Source organism: Streptomyces pacificus (assembly GCF_011766325.1).
Classification (GTDB): Bacteria; Actinomycetota; Actinomycetes; order Streptomycetales; family Streptomycetaceae; genus Streptomyces; species Streptomyces pacificus.
This window is the reverse complement of the sequence record NZ_BLLG01000005.1, coordinates 485313-507825: the sequence shown is the minus strand read 5'-3', so window position 1 is coordinate 507825 and position 22513 is coordinate 485313. Positions and strand designations below refer to the sequence as shown.

Here is a 22513-nt window from a genome sequence, read left to right as displayed (position 1 = left end):
GGCGTAGCGTGGTGGGCATGACTGTGTACGGATCCTTCCCCGGGGCGCGGCCGCGGCGGCTGCGGACCACCCCGGCGATGCGGCGCATGGTCGCCGAGACCAGGCTGGACCCCGCCGATCTGATCCTTCCCGCGTTCGTGCGGGAAGGGGCGAGTGAGCCGGTCCCGATCGCGGCGATGCCCGGCGTGGTGCAGCACTCGGTGGACACCCTGCGCAAGGCGGCCGTCGAGGCCAGGGAGGCCGGAGTCTCCGGGATCATGCTCTTCGGTGTGCCGGAGGACGCCAGGAAGGACGCCGCCGGGACCGCGGGGACCGACCCCGGCGGGATCCTGCAGGTCGCCGTCCGCGCCGTGAAGGAGGAGGTCGGCGACGAGCTGGTCGTCATGTCCGACCTCTGCCTGGACGAGTACACCGACCACGGCCACTGCGGGGTGCTCGACGCGGACGGACGGGTGGACAACGACGCCACGCTGGAGAGGTACGCCGAGATGGCGCAGGTCCAGGCGGACGCGGGCGTCCATGTGGTCGGACCCAGCGGGATGATGGACGGCCAGGTCGGGGTGATCCGGGACGCGCTCGACACCATCGGCAAGGAGGACGTGTCGATCCTCGCGTACACCGCGAAGTACTCGTCTGCGTTCTACGGGCCGTTCCGCGAGGCCGTCGCCTCCTCGCTGCGGGGCGACCGCAAGACGTACCAGCAGGACCCGGCGAACCTGCGGGAGTCCCTGCGGGAGCTGGCGCTCGACCTTCAGGAGGGAGCGGACATGGTCATGGTCAAGCCTGCCGGGCCCTGCCTCGACGTCCTGGCGAGGGTCGCGGAGTCGGTGGACGTGCCTGTCGCGGCGTACCAGATCAGCGGCGAGTACGCGATGATCGAGGCGGCGGCGGAGAAGGGCTGGATCGAGCGGGACAAGGCGATCCTGGAGACCCTGACCGGGATCCGGCGTGCGGGCGCGCGGATGATCCTGACGTACTGGGCGACGGAGGTCGCGCAGAAGCTCGGCGGCGCTCGGCTGTAGGGCGATGGGGCGGCGGCTGAGGGAGGGGCGCGCAGAGGACCGCCGAGAGAGTCAGCCGGGAGGCCGGCAGTGTCCGGCCTCCCGTGTCCGGTGGCCGGTGGTCGGCGGCCGGGCGTGTGGGGGGTCTGGTGGGCGGCGGGGCGGGGGTGCTGTCGTTCCGCGGCCCGAACGGGGCGGGGGCCCGTCCTCCGGCGGTCGTGCGACGGGCGGCCGGGGCGGGCACGAAATGGTGATCAGCCTGCTGCCGGCGCACCCTGGGAGGGGTACCGCTGTGGAGGTGATCCGTCATGCAGACTCTCGTCGGCTGGCATGTCGATATGGAGTTTCTGGAGGAGGGCGACAAGACCAGGGCGGCCGCGATGCTCCGGCTCGCCGACGGCACGGAGGTGCGTGGTCACGGGCACGCCAGCCGTCATCCTTCCGATCCGGCCCAGCTGCGGGTCGGTGAGGAGATCGCCGGTGCTCGGGCGCTCATGGACATCGCGCAGACACTGCTCACCAAGGCTCACGACGAGATCGAGGAGACCACGGGTAGGCCGGCGCACCCGATCAACCGCTGACGAGCCGGCGCGCGGCGAACGGGGGACGGCCCCTGCGGTCGATCGCCGGGGCCGTCCGTGCCGGTGCGCCGGACCGGGGCGGTCCGGGGCCGCGCGTCAGAGGCGCGCGGGGGTGCGGATACCCAGCAGGGCCATGCCCTGCTGAAGCGTGCGGGCGGTCAGGTCGCAGAGGAAGAGCCGGTTCTCCACCCGGGCCGGGGTGTCCGCCTTGAGCACCGGGCACTCCGAGTAGAACGTCGTGTAGAGCGACGCCAGCTGGTACAGGTACGCCGCGAGCTTGTGCGGTTCGTATCCGGACGCCGCCTCGTCGACCGCCTCGCCGAAGCGGTCGATGTGCAGACCGAGTGCCCGCTCCGACGGGGCCAGGCCGACCTCCGCGTGGGCCTGCGGCCCCACGTCCCCCGCCTTGCGCAGGATCGACTGGATACGGGCGTACGCGTACTGCAGATATACCGAGGTGTCGCCGTGGAGGGACACCATCTGGTCGAGGTCGAACTTGTAGTCGCGGGCAGCCGACGTGGACAGGTCCGCGTACTTCACCGCGCCGATGCCGACCTGGGTGCCCCGCTCGGCGACCTCCTCCGCCGACAGGTCCTGGGCCTTCTCCCGGACGACGGAGGAGGCCCGCTCGATCGCCTCGTCCAGCAGGTCGACCAGCCGCACCGTCTCGCCCTCACGGGTCTTGAAGGGCTTGCCGTCCTTGCCGAGGACGGTGCCGAACGCCAGCTGGACGGCCTTGACCCGGTCGTTCAGCCAGCCTGCCCGGCGGGCGGTCTCGAAGACCATCTTGAAGTGCAGGGACTGCCGGGCGTCCACGACGTAGACCAGACGGTCGGCGCCGAGGTTCTGCACCCGGTCCCGGATGGCGGAGAGGTCCGTCGCCGCATAGCCGTAGCCGCCGTTGGACTTCCGCACGATCAGGGGGACGGGCTTGCCGTCCGGGCCCTTCACGTCGTCGAAGAACACGCACAGAGCGCCCTCGGAACGCACGGCGACGCCGGACTCCTCCAGGATGCGGCAGGTCTCGTCGAGCATGTGGTTGTAGCCCGACTCGCCCACCACGTCGGGGTCGTGGATCGCCATGTCGAGCTTGTCGAAGACGGAGTAGAAGTAGATCTTCGACTCGTCGACGAACCGCTGCCACAGGGCGAGCGTCCGCTCGTCGCCCGACTGCAGATCCACCACCCGCCGCCGGGCACGCTCCTTGAACTCCGGGTCGGAGTCGAACAGGGCGCGCGAGGTCTTGTACAGGCGGTCCAGGTTGGACATGGCCTCCTCGCCGGAGACCGTGTCCCCGTCCCTGTGGTCCAGCTCGTGCGGGTGCTCGACCAGGAACTGGATGAGCATGCCGAACTGGGTGCCCCAGTCGCCGATGTGGTGGCGCCGGACGACCTTCTCGCCGGTGTACTCGAGGATCCGCACCATGGCGTCGCCGATCACGGCCGAGCGGAGGTGGCCGACGTGCATCTCCTTGGCCACGTTGGGCTGTGCGTAGTCGATCACCGTGGTGCCGGCAGCGTCGGCGAGCGGCACGCCGAGGCGGTCGTCGGCGGCCCGCGCGGAGAGCGTCTCGGTGATCGCCCGGTCGGAGACCGTGATGTTCAGAAAGCCGGGGCCCGAGACCTCGACCTCACGCAGCACGCCGCCGGCCGGGACGGACGCGGCGACCCGGCCCGCGAGCTCGCGCGGGTTGCCCTTGAGCTTCTTGGCGAGCGCCAGGATGCCGTTGGCCTGGAAGTCGGCCCGGTCGCTGCGTCGCAGCAGCGGGTCGGCGGGGCCGGCCTCCGGCAGGGCTGCCGAGAGGGCGTCCGCGAGGCGCTGCTGCACGGTCGAGGCGAGGGAAGGGACCGGGGCCATGAGCTTCCGTTTCCTGTGAGTGGGGCGTTGTGAGGTGTCGCTGGTCGGTGCGGTGCGGTGCGGTGCGGTGCGGTGCGGTGCGGTGGGCGTGGGCGTCGGCCGGCGGTGCGGTGGGCGGTGGGCGGTGGGCGGTGACAATTGGGTGGTCAAGTGTCCCATGGGGGAGCAACCTGTTTGTTCCACGGGACCCCGTACCTGTGGATGAACCGGGAGCGGCCGGCGTCAGCCTGTGGACAACCGATGGGTGCACTGTTCCGTCTGGGACAATGGCAGACGCCGGCTTCGACAGACTCAAGCAATCAAGGACGTGCCGATCGTGGCTCAGAGCAGCACCGAGACCGACTGGGTCTCCCGTTTCGCGGACGATGTCATCGCCGAGTCGGAACGGCGTGCGCCCGGGAAACCGGTCGTGGTTGCGTCTGGCCTGTCCCCGTCCGGCCCCATCCACCTGGGCAATCTGCGTGAGGTCATGACCCCCCACCTGGTCGCGGACGAGATCCGCCGCCGCGGGCGCGAGGTCCGCCATCTGGTCTCCTGGGACGACTACGACCGCTACCGCAAGGTGCCCGCGGGCGTTCAGGGCGTGGACGGCACCTGGGCCGAGCACATCGGCAAGCCGCTGACATCGGTGCCCGCGCCCTCCGGTTCGCCGCACCCCAACTGGGCGGAGCACTTCAAGGCCGCGATGGCCGAGTCGCTCGCCGAGCTCGGCGTCGAGTACGACCCGGTCAGCCAGACCGAGCAGTACACCTCGGGCGCCTACCGCGAGCAGGTGCTGCACGCCATGAGGCACCGTGCCCGGATCGACGGCATCCTCGACCAGTACCGGACGAAGGCGAAGGCCTCTCCGAAGAAGCAGCAGAAGCCGGTCGACGAGGCCGAGCTGGAGGCCGCCGAGGGCTCCGGCGCGGCGTCCGAGGACGACGGCGGCGGCGGTTCTGCCGGCTACTTCCCGTACAAGCCGTACTGCGGCAACTGCGAGAAGGACCTGACGACCGTCACGGAGTACGTCGAAGCGACCACCGAGCTGACGTACTCCTGCGCGGCGTGCGGTTTCTCGGAGACGGTCCGGCTGAGCGAGTTCAACCGGGGCAAGCTGGTCTGGAAGGTCGACTGGCCGATGCGCTGGGCCTACGAGGGCGTGATCTTCGAGCCGAGCGGGGTCGACCACTCGTCCCCCGGGTCGTCGTTCGTCGTCGGCGGCCAGATCGTCCGCGAGGTCTTCGACGGCGTCCAGCCGATCGGTCCGATGTACGCCTTCGTGGGCATCTCCGGCATGGCCAAGATGTCGTCGTCACGCGGCGGCGTGCCGACCCCGGCCGACGCGTTGAAGATCATGGAAGCACCCCTGCTGCGCTGGCTGTACGCCCGCCGCAAGCCCAACCAGGCTTTCAAGATCGCTTTCGATCAGGAGATCCAGCGTCTCTACGACGAGTGGGACAGGCTGGAGTCCAGGGTCGCCGAGGGCGCCGCGCTCCCGGCCGACGCCGCCGCGTACGCCCGGGCGGCCCGCACCGCCGCCGGTGAGCTGCCGCGCACGCCGCGCCCGCTGCCGTACCGCACGCTCGCTTCCGTTGTCGACATCACCGCCGGCCACGACGAGCAGACGCTGCGCATCCTCAGCGAGCTGGACCCGGCGAACCCGCTCTCCTCGCTCGACGAGGCCCGGCCCAGGCTCGACCGCGCGGAGAACTGGATCACCACTCAGGTCCCGGCCGAGGCCCGCACGGTCGTGCGCTGCGAGCCGGATGCGGAACTGCTCGACTCGCTCGGCGACGACGCGCGCGAGTCGCTCCGTCTGCTGCTGGAGCGACTCGACACCCACTGGTCGCTGGACGGCCTGACGACCCTGGTCTACGGAGTGCCGAAGGTGATGGCCGGCCTGGATCCGGACGCCAAGCCGACACCGGAGCTGAAGGCGGCCCAGCGTGCGTTCTTCGCGCTGCTGTACCGGCTGCTGGTGGGCCGGGAGACCGGCCCGCGCCTGCCCACACTGCTTCTGGCGGTCGGGGCGGACCGGGTGCGCAAGCTGCTGGCTGCCTGACCGGGCCCCGGGGCGGGGCCGCCGGATCCGGTGCCCCGCCCCCGGCAGACCGTTGCCGATCCTGCGCCGACCGCCCGGTCCGACTGGATCACCGTTCGCCGCCGATCGGTATGCACGGGGGCAAGGCGCGTGCTACGGCGAGAACCCCCGGGACATTCCTAGTTGGCCTTGGCAACGGAGGCGGCGGCCTCCTTGGCCGCCGCCATCGCGCCCTTCATCAGCTGCGCCGGGTCCGGGTTCTCGGCGCCCGCGAAACCCGTGCCGTTGTAGCCGAGGGTCATCACGACGTTGCCCGTGCGGGCCACGATCGTGGCGTACTCAAAGTCCTCGCCGGACTTGGCCAGGCCGTAGGCGACCGCGGTGGCCTCCTCGCCGACGCCCGCGGCGGGTGAGGCACTGACGCTCTCGGCCTTCTCCGTCGCCTTGACCGCGGAGACTTCCTTCTCATAGGCGTCCCGGGCGCGGTCCGCACCGCTGCCGATGCCCGACTCGGACGCGAAGCGCTGGAACGACACGTCGAGCCAGCGGTAGTCGGAGCCCTTGACGCCCTTGTCCTCCAGGCCGTTCCAGGAGCAGCTGCCGCGGGCGGCCGTGTCGTTGGAGGTGCCGGCGGTGCCGGCCTCGTTCTTCACCTTCGGCACCAGCTCCTCGACCGTCTTGGTGGTCAGTGCCTTGCAGGGCTCGGGCAGCTTGGCGTACTTCGCGGGCTCCAGGGGCACCGGCGACTGCCCGCCGCCGGGGGCGGAGGCCCCGGGCGAGGGGGACGAGCCGCCGGCCGGATCGGAGCCCTTGCTGCCGGAGTCCGACGAGCAGCCGGCGACGACGAGCATCACCGGGACGGCGGCGCAGGCGAGTATGCGGGTGAGTCGCGGGGCTGAACGGTGCATGGTTCCTTCAGTCGGTTGTCGTACGGTCCTCCGGAGTACCGGATGCCGGTCCGGTTCGTCCGGGTGGACGGTCCGGTGCTCCCGGGCGGCCACGGTACGCCGACACGGTACGACGGCACGGCCGTCCGGCGGGACCGGGCGCCGGAGCGGCCGAACAGCGGCCGAGGCCCGGCCCGCGCGCTAGTCGTCGAACCGATCCGCGAGCTTTTGGGCCAGACCCCGGGCCTTTTCCTGCAGTTCCTTGCTGTCCGGGATCTCCGTCACACGGGCCGGCTGCTCGCCGTACTCGACGGTCACGATCACGTTGGATGTGCGGAACACCACGCTCACCGTGCGGTGCCGGGCGGTGGAACCGGTCCGGGTGAGGACGTCGTCGAGGAACGCGCTGTCGCCGAGGCCGTCGAGGACGCGCGGTTCAAGTCCCTCGGAGGTGCCGGGGGTACCAGCCGTGCCCGGGGTGCCCGGGGTGCCAGGGGAACCGGAGGCGGCGGAGGAGGCGGGTGCGGGGGACGGGTCGATGGTGCCGGGGGAGGTCCCGGTGCCGGGGGCGGGGGAACCCGTCGCCGGGGCACCGGTGCCGCTCTGGCCGCCGCCGCCGGCGGCGGGTACCGGCAGCTGCGCGGCGTCCTGCTTCCCGGTGTACACCTCGAGGGCGCGCTGCTCGTCGCTGACGTCCTGGTCATAGGACACCACGCGTTCCACGTCGATGCGGAGGTTGTGCGAGGCGTCGGGGGCGTCGGCCTTCCAACTGCACCCGACTCGGCGGTCCGTGTCATAGGTGACAGCGGCCGTTCCCCGGAAGACCTTCTCCTGCTGTTCTTCCGGAAGCTGGGCCGCGCCGGGGAGCAGGTCCCTGAGCATCGCGCGCTCGACGGCACCGCAGGGCTCGTAGAGCGTGCGGTACTTGCCAGGCGCAGCAGCGGGCCCGGAGGCCGCGCCGGCCTTGGCCTCGCTCGTGGCGCTGCCGTCAGCGGTTCCGCCGGTGCAGCCGGTGACGAGCGCCGCGAGAAGCGCCGCAACGCCGGGTGCGTACCCCTTTCGCCGCACGTTCCCAGGCTCCCTTCTCTGCCGTCCTGCGCTCTTCGGCCGGATCCGGCCGCCGGCCCGGTTACCGGTTCCGCCCGGCCGCTCGTGGCTGCGCCGGTTGCCCGCACCGGCACGAGGCCGCCCGTGGCCGCCCGGTCGCCCCGGTGGTGGCCCTCGGGGAAATCGTGTTGCCGCCGGATGCGCACCGATGGACACAATGTCTACCGCACGCGGAGCGGTGAACGCCGGTTCGATATCCCTTTCCTGGGTACCGGCGAGGTTTCTGCGTTATCTGATGTATGGGGGAATCGAGGAAATATGTCGTATGTGGAGGTAGCAGGCGCCAAGGTCCCGATCCGGATGTGGACGGACCCGGCCGAGGTCGAGGACGTCGCCATGCAGCAGCTGCGGAACGTCACGACGCTGCCCTGGATCGAGGGGCTCGCCGTGATGCCGGATGTGCACTACGGCAAGGGCGCGACGGTCGGTTCGGTCATCGCGATGCGCGGCGCGGTGTGCCCGGCGGCCGTCGGCGTCGACATCGGCTGCGGGATGTCGGCGGTGAAGACCTCGCTCACCGCGAACGATCTGCCCGGCGACCTCTCCCGGCTCCGCTCCAGGATCGAGCGCGCGATCCCCGTCGGGCGCTCGATGCACGATGACCCGGTGGATCCCGGGCGGGTGTTCGGACTCCCCTCGGCGGGGTTCGCCGACTTCTGGGGGCGGTTCGACGGTGTCGCGGAGCCGGTCAGGTTCCGCCGGGAGCGCGCGGCCAGGCAGATGGGAACGCTCGGCTCCGGCAACCACTTCATCGAGTTCTGCCTGGACGAGGGCGGTTCCGTCTGGCTGATGCTGCACTCCGGTTCGCGGAACATCGGCAAGGAACTCGCCGAGTACCACATCGGCGAGGCCCGGAGCCTGCCGCACAACCGGGGTCTGGTCGACCGCGATCTCGCGGTGTTCGTCTCGGACACCCCGCAGATGGCGGCCTACCGGAACGACCTCTTCTGGGCGCAGGAGTACGCCAGGCACAACCGCGCGATCATGATGGGGCTGTTCCAGGAGGTCGTCCGCAGGGAGTTCGCGAAGGCCGCGGTCACCTTCGATCCCCTTGTCTCCTTCGAGCGGGAGGACGCCGAGGGCCGGATGCGGACCGAGGAGGACCGCCCCGGAGTGATCAGCTGCCATCACAACTACGTCAGCGAGGAGCGGTACGAGGGGATGGATCTGCTGGTCACCCGGAAGGGAGCCATCAGCGCGGGCTCGGGTGAGTGGGGGATCATCCCCGGTTCCATGGGAACCGAGTCGTACATCGTCCGCGGCCTGGGCAACCCGAAGTCGTTCAACTCCGCCTCGCACGGTGCCGGCCGCAGGATGAGCCGCAACGCCGCGAAGCGGAGGTTCTCGACGCGGGACCTCGAGGAGCAGACTCGGGGTGTCGAGTGCCGCAAGGACTCGGGTGTGGTGGATGAGATCCCCGCCGCCTACAAGTCGATCAGCCGCGTGATCGACCAGCAGAAGGACCTGGTGCAGGTCGTCGCCAAGCTCAAGCAGCTCATCTGCGTCAAGGGGTGACGTCGCCACTCGCCCGGCGGCCGGCCGGACTCGCCCGGCACCGTCCGGGTCGTGCCGGCCGCGGACAGGAAGCGGCCGGCCTTCGCGGCGCCGAGCTGCTTCCCCGGAGCGCTGGCCGCTCTGCCGCCCGACTTCGTGATCATGTCGGTCGCGAGGTCGGCCCCGCCTTCGGTGAGGTGCCGGTCCTGCTTCCCTCCGCGTTCCACCGCAGCGTCGCGAGGACGGTGGCCCTGACGGTGCCGGCGGTGCCGGCGGTGCCGGCGGAGTCGCCCCGCTGGTCCGCCCGCTGGTCCGTGCGGCCCGGCGGGCGGTGGCCCGGCGGGCCGCTCAGCAGGCCGCCGGGTGGAGGGTCGCCTCTCCCGTCACCCGGATGCCCGTCCGCCCGCCGGGCCGGACCGGCACGGGGCCGGGGACGCGGATGCCGACCGGGTCCTCCACGCCGTCGACGGCGACGGTGACCATCGCGTCGTGGCCGTAGAAGTGCACATCGGTCACCGTTCCCCGGACGTGTGCCGCCGCCGGGTCGGTCAGCCTGAGCTGTTCCGGCCGGAGCAGCACCCGGCCCTCGCGGAGCCCGCCCGGTGCCCCCGGTCCGCCCGCCAGGGGGACGCGGCCCAGGGGGGTGTTCACGGTGCCGCCCTCGGCGGCACCGCCGACGAGTACCGCGTCGCCGACGAACGCGGCGACCCAGGGGTCCGCGGGACGCTGGTACAGCTCCTGCGGCGCGGCGCACTGCGCCACCCGGCCGTCCCGGACGACCGCGACCAGATCGGCGGTGGAGAGCGCCTCCTGCTGGTCGTGGGTGACCAGGACCGCCGTGGCACCGGTGGCCCTGAGCGCGGCGCGCACATCGGCCCGTACCCCGGCCCGCAGCGCGCTGTCGAGGGCGTTGAACGGCTCGTCGAGGAGCACCAGGTCCGGTTCGGGGGCCAGGGCGCGGGCGAGGGCGACACGCTGCTGCTGCCCGCCGGAGAGTTCGTGCGGCATGCGCCGGCCGTAGCCGTCGAGCCCGACGAGGCCGAGCATCTCGCCGACGCGGCGGCCGCGTGCGCTCCGGTGGAGACCGGTCAGCCCGAAGGCGACGTTGCGGGCCACGCTGAGGTGCGGGAACAGGGCGCCCTCCTGCGGCACGATGCCGATGCGGCGGCGCTCGGGCGGCAGATGGACGCCGGGTCCGCCGAGGGTGTGTCCGCCGAGGGCGACGGTGCCCGCGTCGGCGCGCAGGAAGCCGGCGACGACGCGGAGCAGGGTGGTCTTGCCGCAGCCCGAGGGGCCGAGGACGGCGGCCAGCGAGCCTCCGGGGACGGTGAGGTCGAGGCCGTCGAGGACCGCGGCGCCGGGGCCGTACCCCTTGGCCAGCCCCGTGATCTGAAGGTCGGTCATGTGCGGTGCCTTCCGAGCAGGTAGGACGGGACGGCGGCGAGGAGGATCAGCGCGGCGGCGTACGGCGCGGCGGCGGCGAACGAGCCTGCTCCGGTCTCCGTCCACAGCCGGGTGGCCAGGGTGTCCATGCCGGTGGGCCGCAGCAGCAGGGTCGCGGGAAGCTCCTTCATGCAGACCACGAAGGTCAGGACGGCTCCGGCGGCGACACCGGGTGCGGCGAGCGGCACGGTGACTTCACGCAGCACCCTCAGCGGTGAGCGGCCGAGGGAGCGGGCGACGTCCTCCAGCACCGGCGGGGCCTGGAGCACGGCCGCCCGGGTGGCGGCCACCGCGACGGGCAGGAACAGCACCGCGTAGGCGCAGACCAGCAGCGGCGGTTCCTGGTAGAGCGGGCGGGCATAGCGGACGGCGAAGAACACCAACGCCAGGGCGACGGTGATGCCGGGCAGGGCGTGCCCGGCATAGGCGGCCTGCTCCAGTAGGTGCGCGGTCCGGCCGCGGTGGCGGGCCGCGATCACACCGACCGGCAGGGCGAGCGCGGTGGTGAGTGCCGCGCCCGCCGCGGCCACGCCCAGAGTGGTGAGTGCGGTGTCGCTGAGCAGAGCGGGCTCCCAGGTGGCGGACGAGCCGACGGCCAGCCAGTAGCCGAGGACCCCCAGAGGGAAGCCCACGGCGGCGGTGACGACCGTCCCGCACCAGGCGAGCGCGGGCAGCCGGAGCCGGCCGAGCGCGAGGGGCGCCGCCGGGCGCGCGGTGCCCCGGCCGGCCCTGGAGTGCCCGGCACGGCCCCGGGTGCGGGCCTCCGCCGCCACCAGTGCCACGGTCATGACCACGAGTACGGCGCTGAGCGCGGCGGCGGGGGTGCGGTCGAAGCTGGCCCGGTAGGAGGTGTAGATGCCGCGGGTGAAGGTGTCGTACCGCATCAGCGACACCGCACCGAAGTCCGACAGCACGTAGAGCGCGACCAGCAGCCCGCCTCCTGCGGCGGCCGGCCGCAGCTGGGGCAGGACGACGCGGGCGAACGTGCGCACGGCGCCGTGCCCGAGCGAGCGGGACACCTCCTCCTGCGCGGGGTCGATCCCGCGGAGCGCGGCCGCGACGGGCAGATACACATACGGGAAGCTGACCAGCGTCATCGCGAGTGCGGCTCCGGTGAAGCCGACCAGCCAGGGCGCTGCGGACAGCCAGGTGAAGGCCGCGACATAGCTGGGCACCGCCAGGGGCAGGGTCACCAGCACCGACCAGACGCGGACGCCGGGCAGCGCCGTGCGCACGGTCAGCCAGGCCAGGGACACGCCGAGCACCAGGCAGGCCGCGACGACGACCGCGGCGAGCCCGAGGCTGCGCAGCAGGAGCGACCCGGTCCGCTCGTCCGCGATGACGTCCCAGGCGAAGGCGGGGCCGCGCTCCAGCGCCCGCACGGCCAGATAGCCGAGCGGCAGCACGGCGAGCGCCCCGGCCAGGCAGGCGGTGAGCAGTAGCGGCCGGGGGGGCCGGATAGCGGCGCGCCGGCGCCCGGCCGGCAGGGGGGCGGCGCCCGGGCGGGGGGCGCGCTTCCGGACGGGTGAATCCGGTGTGGTCACCGTCAGACCATTCCGACGTCCTGGAGCATGGCCAGGGTCGCCTTCAGCGAGTCGAGCCGGCCCAGGTCGATCCGCGGCGGCTGGAGGGAGTCAAGCGGCGGGACGCCCTCCGCCTGCTCGACGCCTGCGGCGAGCGGGTACTCCTTGGTCTCCTCGGCGAAGTAGCGCTGCGACTCGGCGGACAGCAGGAAGTCGGCGGCCTTCCGGGCGTAGGCGCTCTGCTGCTTGTCCGCGCCCTTCAGCAGACCCACTCCTGCGACGTTCACCAGGCCGCCCGGGTCGCCCTCCGGGAGGTAGTGCACCTTGGCCCGGAGCTCGTCCGCGCCTTTCTCCGCCGCCTTCTCGTACCAGTAGTAGTGGTTCAGCAGGCCGAGGGACACCTCGCCGGAGTCGACGGCGTCGAGGACGTTGAGGTTGCTCTCGTAGGCCTTCGGGCTGTTGGCCTTCAGCGCCTTGAGCCAGGTGCGGGTGGCCTCGTCGCCCTCCAGGACGCGCATGCCGGTGACGAACGCCTGGAAGGAGGCGTTGGCCGGGGCGTAGCCGACCCTGCCCTTCCACTCGGGCCGCACCAGGTCGTGCACGCTGTCCGGGGGTGTGGTGACCTTCTCCGAGTCGTAGGCGATGATCCGGACCCGCCCGCTGACGCCGACCCAGTCGCCGGCCGAGCCGCGGTAGTCCGGCGCGACCTTGTCGAGCGTCGCCGGCGGCAGCGCCGCCAGCCTGCCGTCCGCGGAGAGCGCGCCGAGGGCGCCCGCGTCCTGGGAGAGGAAGAGGCCGGCCTCGGTTTCGTCGCCTTCTTCGAGGAGCTGCGCCGAGAGTTCGGCGCTGCCGCCGTACCGGACGTCGACGGTGGTGCCGAGGTGCTCCTCGAGCTTGTCGATGAGCGGCGCCACGAGGTTCTCGTTCCTGCCGGAGTAGATGGTGAGACCGGCCGGTTCGCCGCTGCAGCCGGCGAGCGCGGGCAGGGCCAGGGCCGTCGCGGCGAGAGCGGCGAGGGTGCGGGCCGACGGACGTCGCATGAGGAGTGAGGGCCTTTCTGCCAGGACCACCGTCACGCGGGGAGCGTGTCCTGTGGAGCGGGGACCGGTGCCGAGGGGGAACAACCGAACGGAGCATTAGTAAGGTAAACCTCACCTAAGAGTCAATGGGGTCATAGGTAACGACTTGGACACGGCGAAGAGGCCGAAAATGATCGCTGGGGGCTCCGGTTCCTCTGCCGCCCCGGGCGGGGGTAGTTGGCCGACGACTCGCCTTTCGCCGCCCCGGATGGGCGGCCGCCCTCTACCGGATAAGGAAAGGCTTACCTACGATGCGCCCGTGACGCTCCACTCCGCACCCCCCGTCAGTGGCCGGATACCGCCCCTCGCCCACCGCCTCGCGACCCACGGCGACCGTACGGCTCTCATCACCGAAGACGGTGAAACCTCCTACCGCGAACTCGCCGCGCGGGTCGCGGACACGGCCCTGCGTCTCGGCACCGAGCGGCGGCTCCTCCTGCTGCCCGGAGACAACACGGCCGAGGCGCTGGTCGTGTATCTCGCCGCACGGGCGGCGGGGCATCCCGTCCTCCTGGTGCCGGGCGACCATCCGGAGGCCGTGGAGTCGCTGACCGCGGCATACGACCCCGATGTCCTCGTGCGGCCGGCGCCGGGGCGATGGGAGTTCGAGGAGCGGCGCGCGGTCTCCGCCCACGTCCTGCATGCGGACCTGGCCCTGCTGCTCAGCACGTCCGGTTCCACCGGCTCGCCGAAGCTGGTCCGGCTCTCGCACGCGAACCTCCGGGCGAACGCCGAGTCGATCGCCGCCTACCTCGACATCCGCGACACCGACCGGGCCGCGACGACCCTTCCTCTGCACTACTGCTACGGGCTCTCCGTGGTCCACAGCCATCTGCTGCGCGGGGCGGGACTCGTCCTCACCGGGCTGTCGGTGGCCGACCCGTGCTTCTGGGACCTCTTCCGCCGCGCCCGCGGTACCTCCCTTGCGGGCGTCCCCTACACCTTCGACCTGCTCGACCGGGTCGGATTCGCCGACATGGACCTGCCGCATCTGCGGTATGTCACCCAGGCAGGCGGCCGGCTGGCGCCCGAGCGCGTGGCGCACTACGCCGCGCTGGGAGCGCGCCGCGGCTGGGACCTGTTCGTGATGTACGGCCAGACCGAGGCCACCGCCCGGATGGCCTATCTGCCGCCCGCTCTGGCCGCCGCCCACCCGTCGGCGATCGGGGTGCCGATTCCCGGTGGATCGTTCCGTATCGCACCGGTCGGGGACCACCCCGGGGCCGGCACGGGGGAGCTCGTGTACTCGGGGCCGAACGTCATGCTGGGCTACGCCGGCGGCCCGGAGGACCTCGGGCTCGGACGGACGGTGGACGAACTGCGCACCGGCGACCTCGCGCGCCGCACCCCCGAGGGGCTCTACGAGATCGTCGGGCGCCGCGGCCGGTTCGTGAAGCTTCTGGGCCTGAGGATCGACCCCGAGCGGGTGGAGGCGATGCTCGCGGGGCACGGGATTTCCGCGCTGTGCACCGGCGACGACGAGGCACTCGCGGTCGTGGCGACGGCCTCCGGCGGCCCGGGCGGCTCCGATGCCGTCGACGAGCGGCGGATACGGCGCCTGATCGCGGACGAGTGCGGTCTGCCGGCGCGCGCCGTACGCGTCCGTGTGGCGGACGAGCTGCCCCGACTGGCCACCGGCAAGCCCGACTACCCGGCCGTGCTCGCACTCGTTCGCCCGGACCGCGGCGAGACACCGCCGGCGCCCTCCGGCGGCGATGCGGCGGAGGACCTGTGCGCGCTCTACGCACAGATCCTGGACCGCCCCGACGTGACGCGGGACAGCACCTTCGTGGGCCTCGGCGGCGACTCGCTGTCGTACGTGGAGGCGTCCATCCACCTCGAGGAACGGCTGGGCCGTCTGCCGGCCGACTGGCACACGACCCCGATCCGCGAGCTCGTGACGGGGCCCGGGCCCAGACCCCCCTCGGGGCGGCCGCGCTCGCGCATACGCAGACTGGAGACCGGCGTCGCCCTGCGCGCCGCGGCCGTCTTCTGCGTCGTGGGCTCGCACATCGGCGTCTTCACGATCAGAGGCGGGGCCCATCTGCTGCTCGCCGTCGCCGGGTACAACTTCGCCCGCTTCCACCTCACGGGCGCCGCACGGCGCGAACGCGTCGGCCGCGTCGGCCGCAGCATCGCCCGCATCGCCCTGCCGAGCATGGCCTGGATCGGATTCGCGCTCGTCGTCAGCGACGACTACACGCTGTCCAACCTGTTCCTGCTGCACAACGCCCTGAGACCGCAGGACATGGGACCGGGCATCCACACCTGGTTCATCGAGGCTCTCGTCTACATCCTCGTCGCGGTCGCCGCCGTCCTCTGCCTGCCCTTCGCGGACCGGGCGGAACGCCGCTTCCCGTTCGCCCTTCCCGCGGCGCTCACCGGCCTCGGCCTGCTCACCCGCTACGACCTCGCCGGCCTCCCGCACCGCTCGCAGATGACGGACGCGGTGACCGTCTTCTGGCTGTTCGCGCTCGGCTGGGCGGCGGCCAAGTCCCGGACGGTGACGCAGCGGCTGCTGGTGACCGCGGCCGCCGTCACCACCGTGCCGGGGTTCTTCCCCGGTGAGCCCTGGCGCGAGGTGGTCGTGGCCGCCGGGTTCGCGCTGCTGGTGTGGCTGCCGACGCTGCCCGGCCGGGAGCGTGTCAACCAGGTGGCCGGGCTGGTGGCGACCAGCTCGATGTACATCTACCTGACGCACTGGCAGATCTACCCGCTCGTGGACGGCTTCTCCAAGCACCTGGCGCTGCTGGTCTCGCTCGTCTTCGGCATCGCCTATGGAATCGCGGTGACGCGGCTGATGCGGGGGCTGCCGCTGGTGCCCGCCGGCACGTCGCTGTCCCGGCTGAGGTCCCTGTCCTTCCTGTCGTCGCTGGCCTTCGCGCAGGCTCCGCGCCGCCCGCCCGCAGGGCGCGGTCCGCGGGACTGCTCCGCGCCCGCCGGGGTCGGGGCGTGTGGTGAAAGCGCCTCCCGGCCCCCGACGCCCGGCACGCGCACTTCCCCGTCGCCCTTCGGGCACGGGAGGCGCCCCGGCGCTGCGCTGGCGGAGGTGTCCGGCCACGTCCAGGGCGAGGACGATCCTCCGCCTGGCGACCACGCACCGGACGCCGGGGCCCCGGCCCTGCGGGCGCACGGAGCGGCTTTGGCAACACGCCCTGCGGGCTGCGGAGGCGGCTCCGTGGGCGGGGCCGGTCAATGCTCCCGGTGGACCTTGGTGTTCGACGCCTGGGCTCGGGGGCGGACGACCAGCAGATCGATGTTGACGTGGGCGGGGCGGGTGACCGCCCAGCTCACGGTGTCGGCAACGTCCTCGGCAGTGAGCGGCTGGGCCACGCCCTCGTAGACCTTGGCGGCCTTCTCGGCGTCGCCCCGGAACCGCGTGGCAGCGAACCCTTCCGTCTTCACCATGCCGGGGGCGATCTCGATCACGCGGACCGGGGTGCCGACGATCTCCAGGCGGAGCGTCTCGGCGAGGACGTGCTCCCCGTGCTTCGCCGCGACGTACCCCGCGCCGCCCTCGTAGGTGCCGTGGCCCGCGGTGGACGAGAGGACGACCACGGTGCCGTCCCCGCTGGCGGTGAGCGCGGGGAGCAGGGCCTGCGTGACGTTCAGCGTGCCGATGACGTTGACCTCGAACATCTGACGCCAGTCCGCCGGGTCGCCGGTCGCGACCGGGTCGGCGCCCAGGGCCCCGCCCGCATTGTTGACCAGGACTTTCACCGGGCCGGAGCCGTCGAGGGAAGCGGCGAGGGCTTCCACTGCGGCGCGGTCGGTGACATCGAGGGCGTGGGCAGCGGCCCGGTGCCCGGCCTCCGTAAGCTCGGCGGCGAGGGCTTCCACCCGCTCCTTGCGCCGGGCGGTGAGGACCACGTGGTAGCCGGCTGCCGCGAGACTCCGCGCGGTGGCGGCTCCGATTCCGCTGCTCGCTCCGGTGACGACGGCGATGGGTGTGGCGGTCATGGTGGCTCCCCGGTCAACTGATCTCTATCACCCGCCAGGATAGGCAAGAGGGCCGGCGACCGCGTTGCGCATACATGACCAGGGGACACGGGGCGGGTGACGGCCGTGTGCGTGCGGGGGCGGGGGAGCGTGGCGCTGCCGTTCGCGGCCGCCGGGACGCACCTGGTCCGGGAGGCACCGCACGGGTGCGCCGCCGCGCTCGACGCTCAGCCCCGTGCCCATGCGATGTATCCGTCGGGGCGGACCAGGAGCGCCTTGCGGTTCGGCTCCCGCCAGTGGGCCCTGGTGACGGCTCCCGGCGTCGCCGGCGGGGCCGCGTCCGAGGTGTCCGCTGCCACCAGCACGAACTCGCCGGCGCGCAGCAGCTCGTAGAGCCGGCCCTCCCGGAGGGCGAGGTCGGGGGCGCGCCTGCCGGTGAGCCGGTGGGCACCGCGCGGGGTCCCGTAGGAGATGCCGATGCCCGAGATCGTGCCCATCGCCTTGTCTTTCGCGGGCCGTACCGCCTCGAGGAAGCGCGTCGCCAGGACACGGGCGAGGCGCTGGAGGGGTGTCTGTGCCATGGCGAGCCGCACGAGCGCCCCGCTGCTGCGTAACACCAGGGCGCCGACCGGGTGCCGCTCGGACTGGTAGGTGTCGAGGAGTCCCTCGGGGTCCGGCGCGGCGCCCCGCAGCACGGCGGCGAGCTTCCAGGACAGGTTGGCGGCGTCCTGCAGGCCGGTGTTCATGCCCTGGCCGCCGGCCGGGGAGTGCACATGTGCCGCGTCTCCGGCGAGGAACACCCGGCCCCGGCGGTACTCGGGGGCCTGGCGCTCGTCGCTGTGGAACCGGGAGAGCCACCGGGCGTCCCGCATGCCGTAGTCGGTGCCGAGTGTCTCGCGGGCGATCTCGCGCACCTCGTCCAGCTCGACCGGCCGGTCCGCCGGCCGGGAGCGGTCGCGCCGCCAGCCCATCACCCGGTACCAGCCGTCGCCGAAGGGGGCGATCAAGGTGAAGGTGCGGCCCGTGCTGTCGACCGTGAGCAGGCTTTCCGGCTCCTCGGTGAGCCGTACGTCCGCGAGCAGGATCGAGCGGACGGCCGAGACCCCGGGGAAGGGCAGGCCGAGCGACCGCCTGACCGCGCTGCGCATGCCGTCCGTGCCGACGAGGTAGCGGGAACGCAGGGTCCCCCCTGCGCCGTGCGCATCGCGGAGATCGGCGGTGACCGCCCCGGAGTCCTGGTGCAGCCCGTGCAGCTCGGTGCCGTACCGGAAGACGGCGCCGGCGGCCCGCGCGCGGCGCTCCAGCAGCTGCTCCACCTCGTACTGCGGGGCGATCAGCAGATAGGGGAAACGGGAGACCAGCCGGGACAGGTCGAGGGAGAGCCGGCGGAACAGGCGCAGGCCCGTGACGGGCGTGCCCCGCGCCACCATCTCGTCCGCCAGGCCGCGGGCGTCCAGGAGTTCCAGTGTGCGCGCGTGTACGCCGAAGGCCCGGGTCAGATTGCTCCTCGTGGGCGCCCGCCGCTCGACGACGGCGACGCGGATGCCGGCTGCCGCGAGGTCGCCCGCGAGCAGAAGCCCGGTGGGCCCCGCCCCCACGACCGTCACGTCGGTCTCGGTCTCGGTCTCGGCCGCTGGCTTGGTGGAGGCGGGTGTGGGCGTGGGGGTGGGGGTGGGGGAGGCGTCCGTGGCGGCGCTGTTGATGCTCCGGGCTGTGCTCTCGTCGGTCATGGCGGTGTCTCCTGTCGGTGGTCGGGCGCCGGGAAGCCGGTGTCCTGCTCCCGGACCCAGGGCGGCGCACACGAGTCAACGAACGTTTGCCAACGCTTGTGGGCAACGGTATGCCCCGACCTGCTGGCGTGTCAACAGGCGTTGGCCTACAGTTGTTGGTGTGACTTCCGAACCACCTCCCGCCCCGCGACGCTCCGACGCCACCCGTGCCGCGATCCTCGACGCCGCCCGTGAACGTTTCGCCGCGGACGGGTACGACCGCGCCACCATCCGCGCCATCGCCAGGGACGCGGGTATCGACCCGTCGATGGTGATGAGGTACTACGGCAACAAGGAAGGCCTGTTCGCTGCCGCCTCCGAGATCGACCTGCGGCTTCCCGAACTGGGGGCGATGCCAGGGCGGCATATCGGGGCCGTGCTCGTCTCCCACTTCCTCGACCGGTGGGAGCACGACGATGTGCTGACGGCCATGCTCCGGGTCGGGGTCACCAACGCCGCCGGAGCCGAGCGTGTGGTGAAGGTGTTCCGGGAACAGCTGCTGCCCGTCACCGCCGGAGTGTGCCCCCTGCCGGAGGAGGTTCCGCGCCGGGCCGCACTGGCCGCCTCCCAGATCATGGGCATGGCTCTCGCCCGCTATGTGCTGCGGATCCCGCCGGCGGTGGACATGACGCGGGACGAGGTGATCGCCTGGCTCGCCCCGACGATCCAGCGGTACCTCACGGCAGCGGCTCCGTGACCGCGGCCCGTCGCCGACCGCGGCCCCGGACGGCACGCGTCAGCCGTCAGCGGGTCGCCCGCTGTCCGCGGCCGCAGCTCGGGGGCAAAGCTGACGTGGATCCCGGGTCCGTTCACGCCGCCAGAATGCCATCGGGCGGACGGTCCCGACCAGCGGTTTCCCCCGGCTCCTGAGCATCCGGCGCCCCTGGCTCGCGTACGCGCCCGGCGGCGCCCTCCGGGATCGGGGTCCTGCTGCCGGGACCGCGCCCCGCCGCCACCGGTGGCTCCTCCGGTGTCGACGAGCTGCGGGAGCGAGCGCGGACCGTGCGCCGGCTGTGCTGCACGTGCGCGACTACCGGCACGGAAAAGGGCGAGGCCCGAAGGCCCCGCCCGACCCCTGCGAAACCCCGGCTCAGGGCCATACCAGGCAGTACGGCTGGTGCCCCGCCTCGTGCAGACGATGGCTGAAGTCCTGCCACTCGTGCAGCAGTTGGTAGACGTTGAAGGCGTCCCGCGGCCCACCGCGGTCCGGGACGGTGGACCAGATGAAGGCCGCCGCGCCCACCGACTCCTCGCCGATGTCGCGGAGCGGGTCGACGACCGTCATCGGGAGTCTCACCACGGCGTAGTCGGGGTGGAGGACCACGAGTTCGAGCGGGGGCACCTTGTTCAGGGGCATCCCCTGAATGCCCGTGAGGACCATCGCGGCTATCGTCTCGGGCTTGATCTTGGTGAACATGCCGCCTGTGCCGAGCTCGTCACCGCCCAGCTCCTCCGGGCGCATCGAGATCGGCACCCGGGCGGCCGTGGCGCCGTCGGGCGCGCCGAAGTACTTGTAGGTCACCCCCATGCCCCGGCCACCCCTGCTCTCCACGGGCCCGGGCGCACCCGCCTCGTGCCGCCGGTGCCTCCCACGCCGGGCAGGGTCGGGACCCAGGTCGTCAGTCCCCTCGCCCAGTCCGCCACCGCGATGCATATCTCCACCCGACTGCTTTTAGGACGCACGGCCCCCGCCGTGCAACCCGATCATCGTGACAGTGACCTCCCCCGCGGACGTGCGGTGAAACACCTGTCCGCAAGAACGTCCCGTGCCTCTGACACCATGGATTCCGTGAGCTTTCCCTATGACGCCCCAGTTTCGCAGACGCTTTTCGACCGTGCGTCCCTCGTGACGCCCGGCGGCGTGAACTCTCCCGTCCGGGCCTTCCGCGCCGTGGGCGGCACCCCCCGGTTCATGGTGTCCGGCAGCGGCCCCTACCTGAAGGACGCGGACGGCCGCGAGTACGTGGACCTCGTGTGCTCCTGGGGCCCGATGATCCTCGGACACGCCCACCCCGAGGTCACCGAGGCCGTGCAGCGGGCCGTCGCGCGCGGCACCTCCTTCGGTACACCCGGTGAGGGCGAGGTCGCGCTCGCCGAGGAGATCGTGGCCAGGGTCCTTCCGGTCGAGCAGGTGAGGCTGGTCTCGTCGGGCACCGAGGCGACCATGTCGGCGATCCGGCTGGCCCGCGGGTTCACCGGGCGGGCCAAGGTGATCAAGTTCGCCGGCTGCTACCACGGGCACGTGGACGCGCTGCTCGCGGCCGCGGGCTCCGGGGTGGCGACCTTCGGGCTGCCGGACACCCCGGGTGTCACGGGCGCGCAGGCGGGCGACACGATCGTCCTGCCGTACAACGATCCGGAAGCGGTCCGCGCCGCCTTCCGGGCGCACCCGGGCGAGATCGCCTGCGTGATCACGGAGGCGTCCCCGGGCAACATGGGCGTCGTCCCGCCGCTGCCCGGTTTCAACCAGGGACTCAAGGACGTCTGCGCCGAGAACGGCGCGCTCTACATCTCCGACGAGGTGATGACCGGTTTTCGTACGTCGAAGGCCGGCTGGTACGGCGTCGACGGCGTCGTTCCCGACCTGATGACCTTCGGCAAGGTCATGGGGGGCGGTTTCCCGGCGGCGGCGTTCGGCGGCCGGGCCGACGTCATGGGGCACCTCGCCCCGGCCGGGCCCGTCTACCAGGCGGGCACGCTCTCGGGGAACCCGGTCGCGACCGCCGCGGGCCTGGCCCAGCTCCGGCTCCTGGACGACGCCGCGTACGCCAGGGTCGACGAGGCCGCCACGGCGGTGCGGGGACTGGTCGCGGACGCGCTGGCCAAGGAGGGAGTCGCCCACCGGCTGCAGTCCGCGAGCACCATGTTCTCGGTGTTCTTCACCGAAGGCGAGGTGCGGGACTACGAGGACGCGAAGCGCCAGGAGGCCTTCCGCTTCAACGCCTTCTTCCACTCGATGCTCTCCCAAGGTGTCTACCTTCCGCCGTCCGCCTTCGAGTCCTGGTTCGTGTCGGCCGCCCACGACGCAGCGGCCGTCGAGCGGATCGCCGCCGCGCTGCCGTCGGCCGCCCGCGCCGCCGCGGAGGCCACGGCATGAGCGATACGGGAATCAATACGGAGAAGACCGTCGTCCATCTCATCCGGCACGGTGAAGTGGACAACCCGGACGGCGTCCTCTACGGGCGGCGCCCCGGCTACCACCTCTCCGAGCTGGGCCGCCGGATGGCCGACCGGGTCGCCGAGTACCTGGCCGACCGCGACGTCACCCATGTGGGGGCCTCCCCCCTGGAACGGGCGCAGGAGACGGCAGCGCCGATCGCCAAGTCCCACGGGCTGACCCTGGACACCGACGAGCGGCTGATCGAGGCGGCCAACGTCTTCGAGGGCAAGACCTTCGGCGTAGGCGACGGCGCGCTGCGCAGGCCGGGCAACTGGCGGCACCTCACCAATCCGTTCCGGCCGTCCTGGGGAGAGCCGTATGTGGACCAGGTGGTGCGGATGATGGGCGCCCTCGGCTCCGCCCGGGACGCCGCCCGCGGCCACGAGGCGGTCCTGGTGAGCCACCAGCTGCCGATCTGGATCGTGCGCAGCCATGTGGAGAAGCGGCGGCTCTGGCACGACCCGCGCCGTCGGCAGTGCACCCTCGCATCGCTGACGACCTTCACCTTCCAGGGCGACGGGATCGTCTCGGTCGCGTATGCGGAGCCCGCGCGCGATCTTGTGCCTCCGCATCTCCTCGCGGGTGCCAAACCGGTCAAGGGAAAGTCCAAGGCGTTCGGCGCGTAACCGTACGGCGCGTGGTGGTACGGC

Annotated in this window: 16 protein-coding genes and 1 pseudogene; 8 read left to right on the top strand and 9 right to left on the bottom strand. The window is 72.4% G+C overall.

Going from position 1 to position 22513, the window contains the following annotated elements; all coding sequences use genetic code 11:
* Window positions 1–17: 17 nt before the first annotated feature.
* A complete protein-coding gene (gene hemB / locus SCWH03_RS12040; RefSeq protein ID WP_173264136.1) occupies window positions 18–1022 on the top strand; it encodes a porphobilinogen synthase in 1005 nt (334 codons plus the stop codon).
* A 287-nt stretch (window positions 1023–1309) separates the two neighbouring features.
* Window positions 1310–1582: a DUF1876 domain-containing protein gene (locus SCWH03_RS12035; protein ID WP_123188794.1), complete on the top strand. Its 273-nt coding sequence runs from the start codon at window positions 1310–1312 to the stop codon at window positions 1580–1582.
* 96 nt (window positions 1583–1678) lie between these two features.
* Here SCWH03_RS12035 and argS read toward each other — a convergent pair whose 3' ends face one another.
* Window positions 1679–3439: an arginine--tRNA ligase gene (argS, locus tag SCWH03_RS12030; RefSeq protein ID WP_173264135.1), complete on the bottom strand. Its 1761-nt coding sequence runs from the start codon at window positions 3437–3439 to the stop codon at window positions 1679–1681.
* 307 nt (window positions 3440–3746) lie between these two features.
* Here argS and lysS point away from each other — a divergent pair, with 307 nt between their 5' ends.
* Window positions 3747–5483 (top strand): lysine--tRNA ligase, encoded by a 1737-nt coding sequence (gene lysS / locus SCWH03_RS12025; protein WP_173264134.1) that lies wholly within the window; start codon window positions 3747–3749, stop codon window positions 5481–5483.
* Between the two features lie 158 nt (window positions 5484–5641).
* On the opposite strand, the gene SCWH03_RS12020 is transcribed toward lysS, so the two are convergent.
* Both SCWH03_RS12020 and SCWH03_RS12015 read right to left on the bottom strand, forming a co-directional pair.
* Window positions 5642–6370 (bottom strand): DUF3558 family protein, encoded by a 729-nt coding sequence (locus tag SCWH03_RS12020; protein ID WP_173264133.1) that lies wholly within the window; start codon window positions 6368–6370, stop codon window positions 5642–5644.
* Window positions 6371–6550: 180 nt separating this feature from the next.
* A complete protein-coding gene (locus tag SCWH03_RS12015; protein WP_173264132.1) occupies window positions 6551–7417 on the bottom strand; it encodes a DUF3558 domain-containing protein in 867 nt (288 codons plus the stop codon).
* 297 nt (window positions 7418–7714) lie between these two features.
* On the opposite strand from SCWH03_RS12015, the gene SCWH03_RS12010 reads away from it, so the two are divergent.
* The gene (locus SCWH03_RS12010; protein WP_173264131.1) at window positions 7715–8971 is read left to right on the top strand and encodes an RtcB family protein; all 1257 of its coding nucleotides are present in this window, start codon (window positions 7715–7717) and stop codon (window positions 8969–8971) included.
* 327 nt (window positions 8972–9298) lie between these two features.
* On the opposite strand, the gene SCWH03_RS12005 is transcribed toward SCWH03_RS12010, so the two are convergent.
* From SCWH03_RS12005 to SCWH03_RS11995, 3 genes are read right to left on the bottom strand one after another with little or no spacing between them, the layout of a single operon-like run.
* Window positions 9299–10354, bottom strand: a complete 1056-nt coding sequence (locus SCWH03_RS12005; RefSeq protein WP_173264130.1) for an ABC transporter ATP-binding protein — start codon at window positions 10352–10354, stop codon at window positions 9299–9301.
* A complete protein-coding gene (locus SCWH03_RS12000) occupies window positions 10351–11937 on the bottom strand; it encodes an ABC transporter permease (RefSeq protein WP_173264129.1) in 1587 nt (528 codons plus the stop codon). The genes SCWH03_RS12005 and SCWH03_RS12000 overlap by 4 nt, the downstream gene beginning before the upstream one ends.
* Before the next feature lie 2 nt (window positions 11938–11939).
* Window positions 11940–12956 carry an iron ABC transporter substrate-binding protein gene (locus tag SCWH03_RS11995; protein WP_173264198.1) on the bottom strand — a complete coding sequence of 339 codons (1017 nt, stop codon included), beginning with the start codon at window positions 12954–12956 and terminating at the stop codon, window positions 11940–11942.
* A 169-nt stretch (window positions 12957–13125) separates the two neighbouring features.
* On the opposite strand from SCWH03_RS11995, the pseudogene SCWH03_RS29860 reads away from it, so the two are divergent.
* Window positions 13126–15726, top strand: a pseudogene (locus tag SCWH03_RS29860) (AMP-binding protein); the annotation flags it as partial.
* Window positions 15727–16187: 461 nt separating this feature from the next.
* Here SCWH03_RS29860 and SCWH03_RS11985 read toward each other — a convergent pair.
* Window positions 16188–16955: an SDR family NAD(P)-dependent oxidoreductase gene (locus SCWH03_RS11985; protein WP_173264128.1), complete on the bottom strand. Its 768-nt coding sequence runs from the start codon at window positions 16953–16955 to the stop codon at window positions 16188–16190.
* Window positions 16956–17161: 206 nt separating this feature from the next.
* Entirely contained in the window at window positions 17162–18664 is a 1503-nt protein-coding gene (locus SCWH03_RS11980) for an FAD-dependent monooxygenase (RefSeq protein ID WP_173264127.1), read from the bottom strand.
* Between the two features lie 160 nt (window positions 18665–18824).
* On the opposite strand from SCWH03_RS11980, the gene SCWH03_RS11975 reads away from it, so the two are divergent.
* Window positions 18825–19400 (top strand): TetR/AcrR family transcriptional regulator, encoded by a 576-nt coding sequence (locus tag SCWH03_RS11975; protein WP_173264126.1) that lies wholly within the window; start codon window positions 18825–18827, stop codon window positions 19398–19400.
* A gap of 393 nt (window positions 19401–19793) precedes the next feature.
* On the opposite strand, the gene SCWH03_RS11970 is transcribed toward SCWH03_RS11975, so the two are convergent.
* Complete coding sequence (locus tag SCWH03_RS11970; RefSeq protein WP_173264125.1) at window positions 19794–20357, bottom strand: hypothetical protein; 564 nt, start codon at window positions 20355–20357, stop codon at window positions 19794–19796.
* 126 nt (window positions 20358–20483) lie between these two features.
* Here SCWH03_RS11970 and hemL point away from each other — a divergent pair, with 126 nt between their 5' ends.
* Window positions 20484–21800: a glutamate-1-semialdehyde 2,1-aminomutase gene (gene hemL, locus SCWH03_RS11965; RefSeq protein WP_173264124.1), complete on the top strand. Its 1317-nt coding sequence runs from the start codon at window positions 20484–20486 to the stop codon at window positions 21798–21800.
* Window positions 21797–22489 carry a histidine phosphatase family protein gene (locus SCWH03_RS11960; RefSeq protein ID WP_173264123.1) on the top strand — a complete coding sequence of 231 codons (693 nt, stop codon included), beginning with the start codon at window positions 21797–21799 and terminating at the stop codon, window positions 22487–22489. The genes hemL and SCWH03_RS11960 overlap by 4 nt, the downstream gene beginning before the upstream one ends.
* Window positions 22490–22513 lie beyond the last annotated feature (24 nt).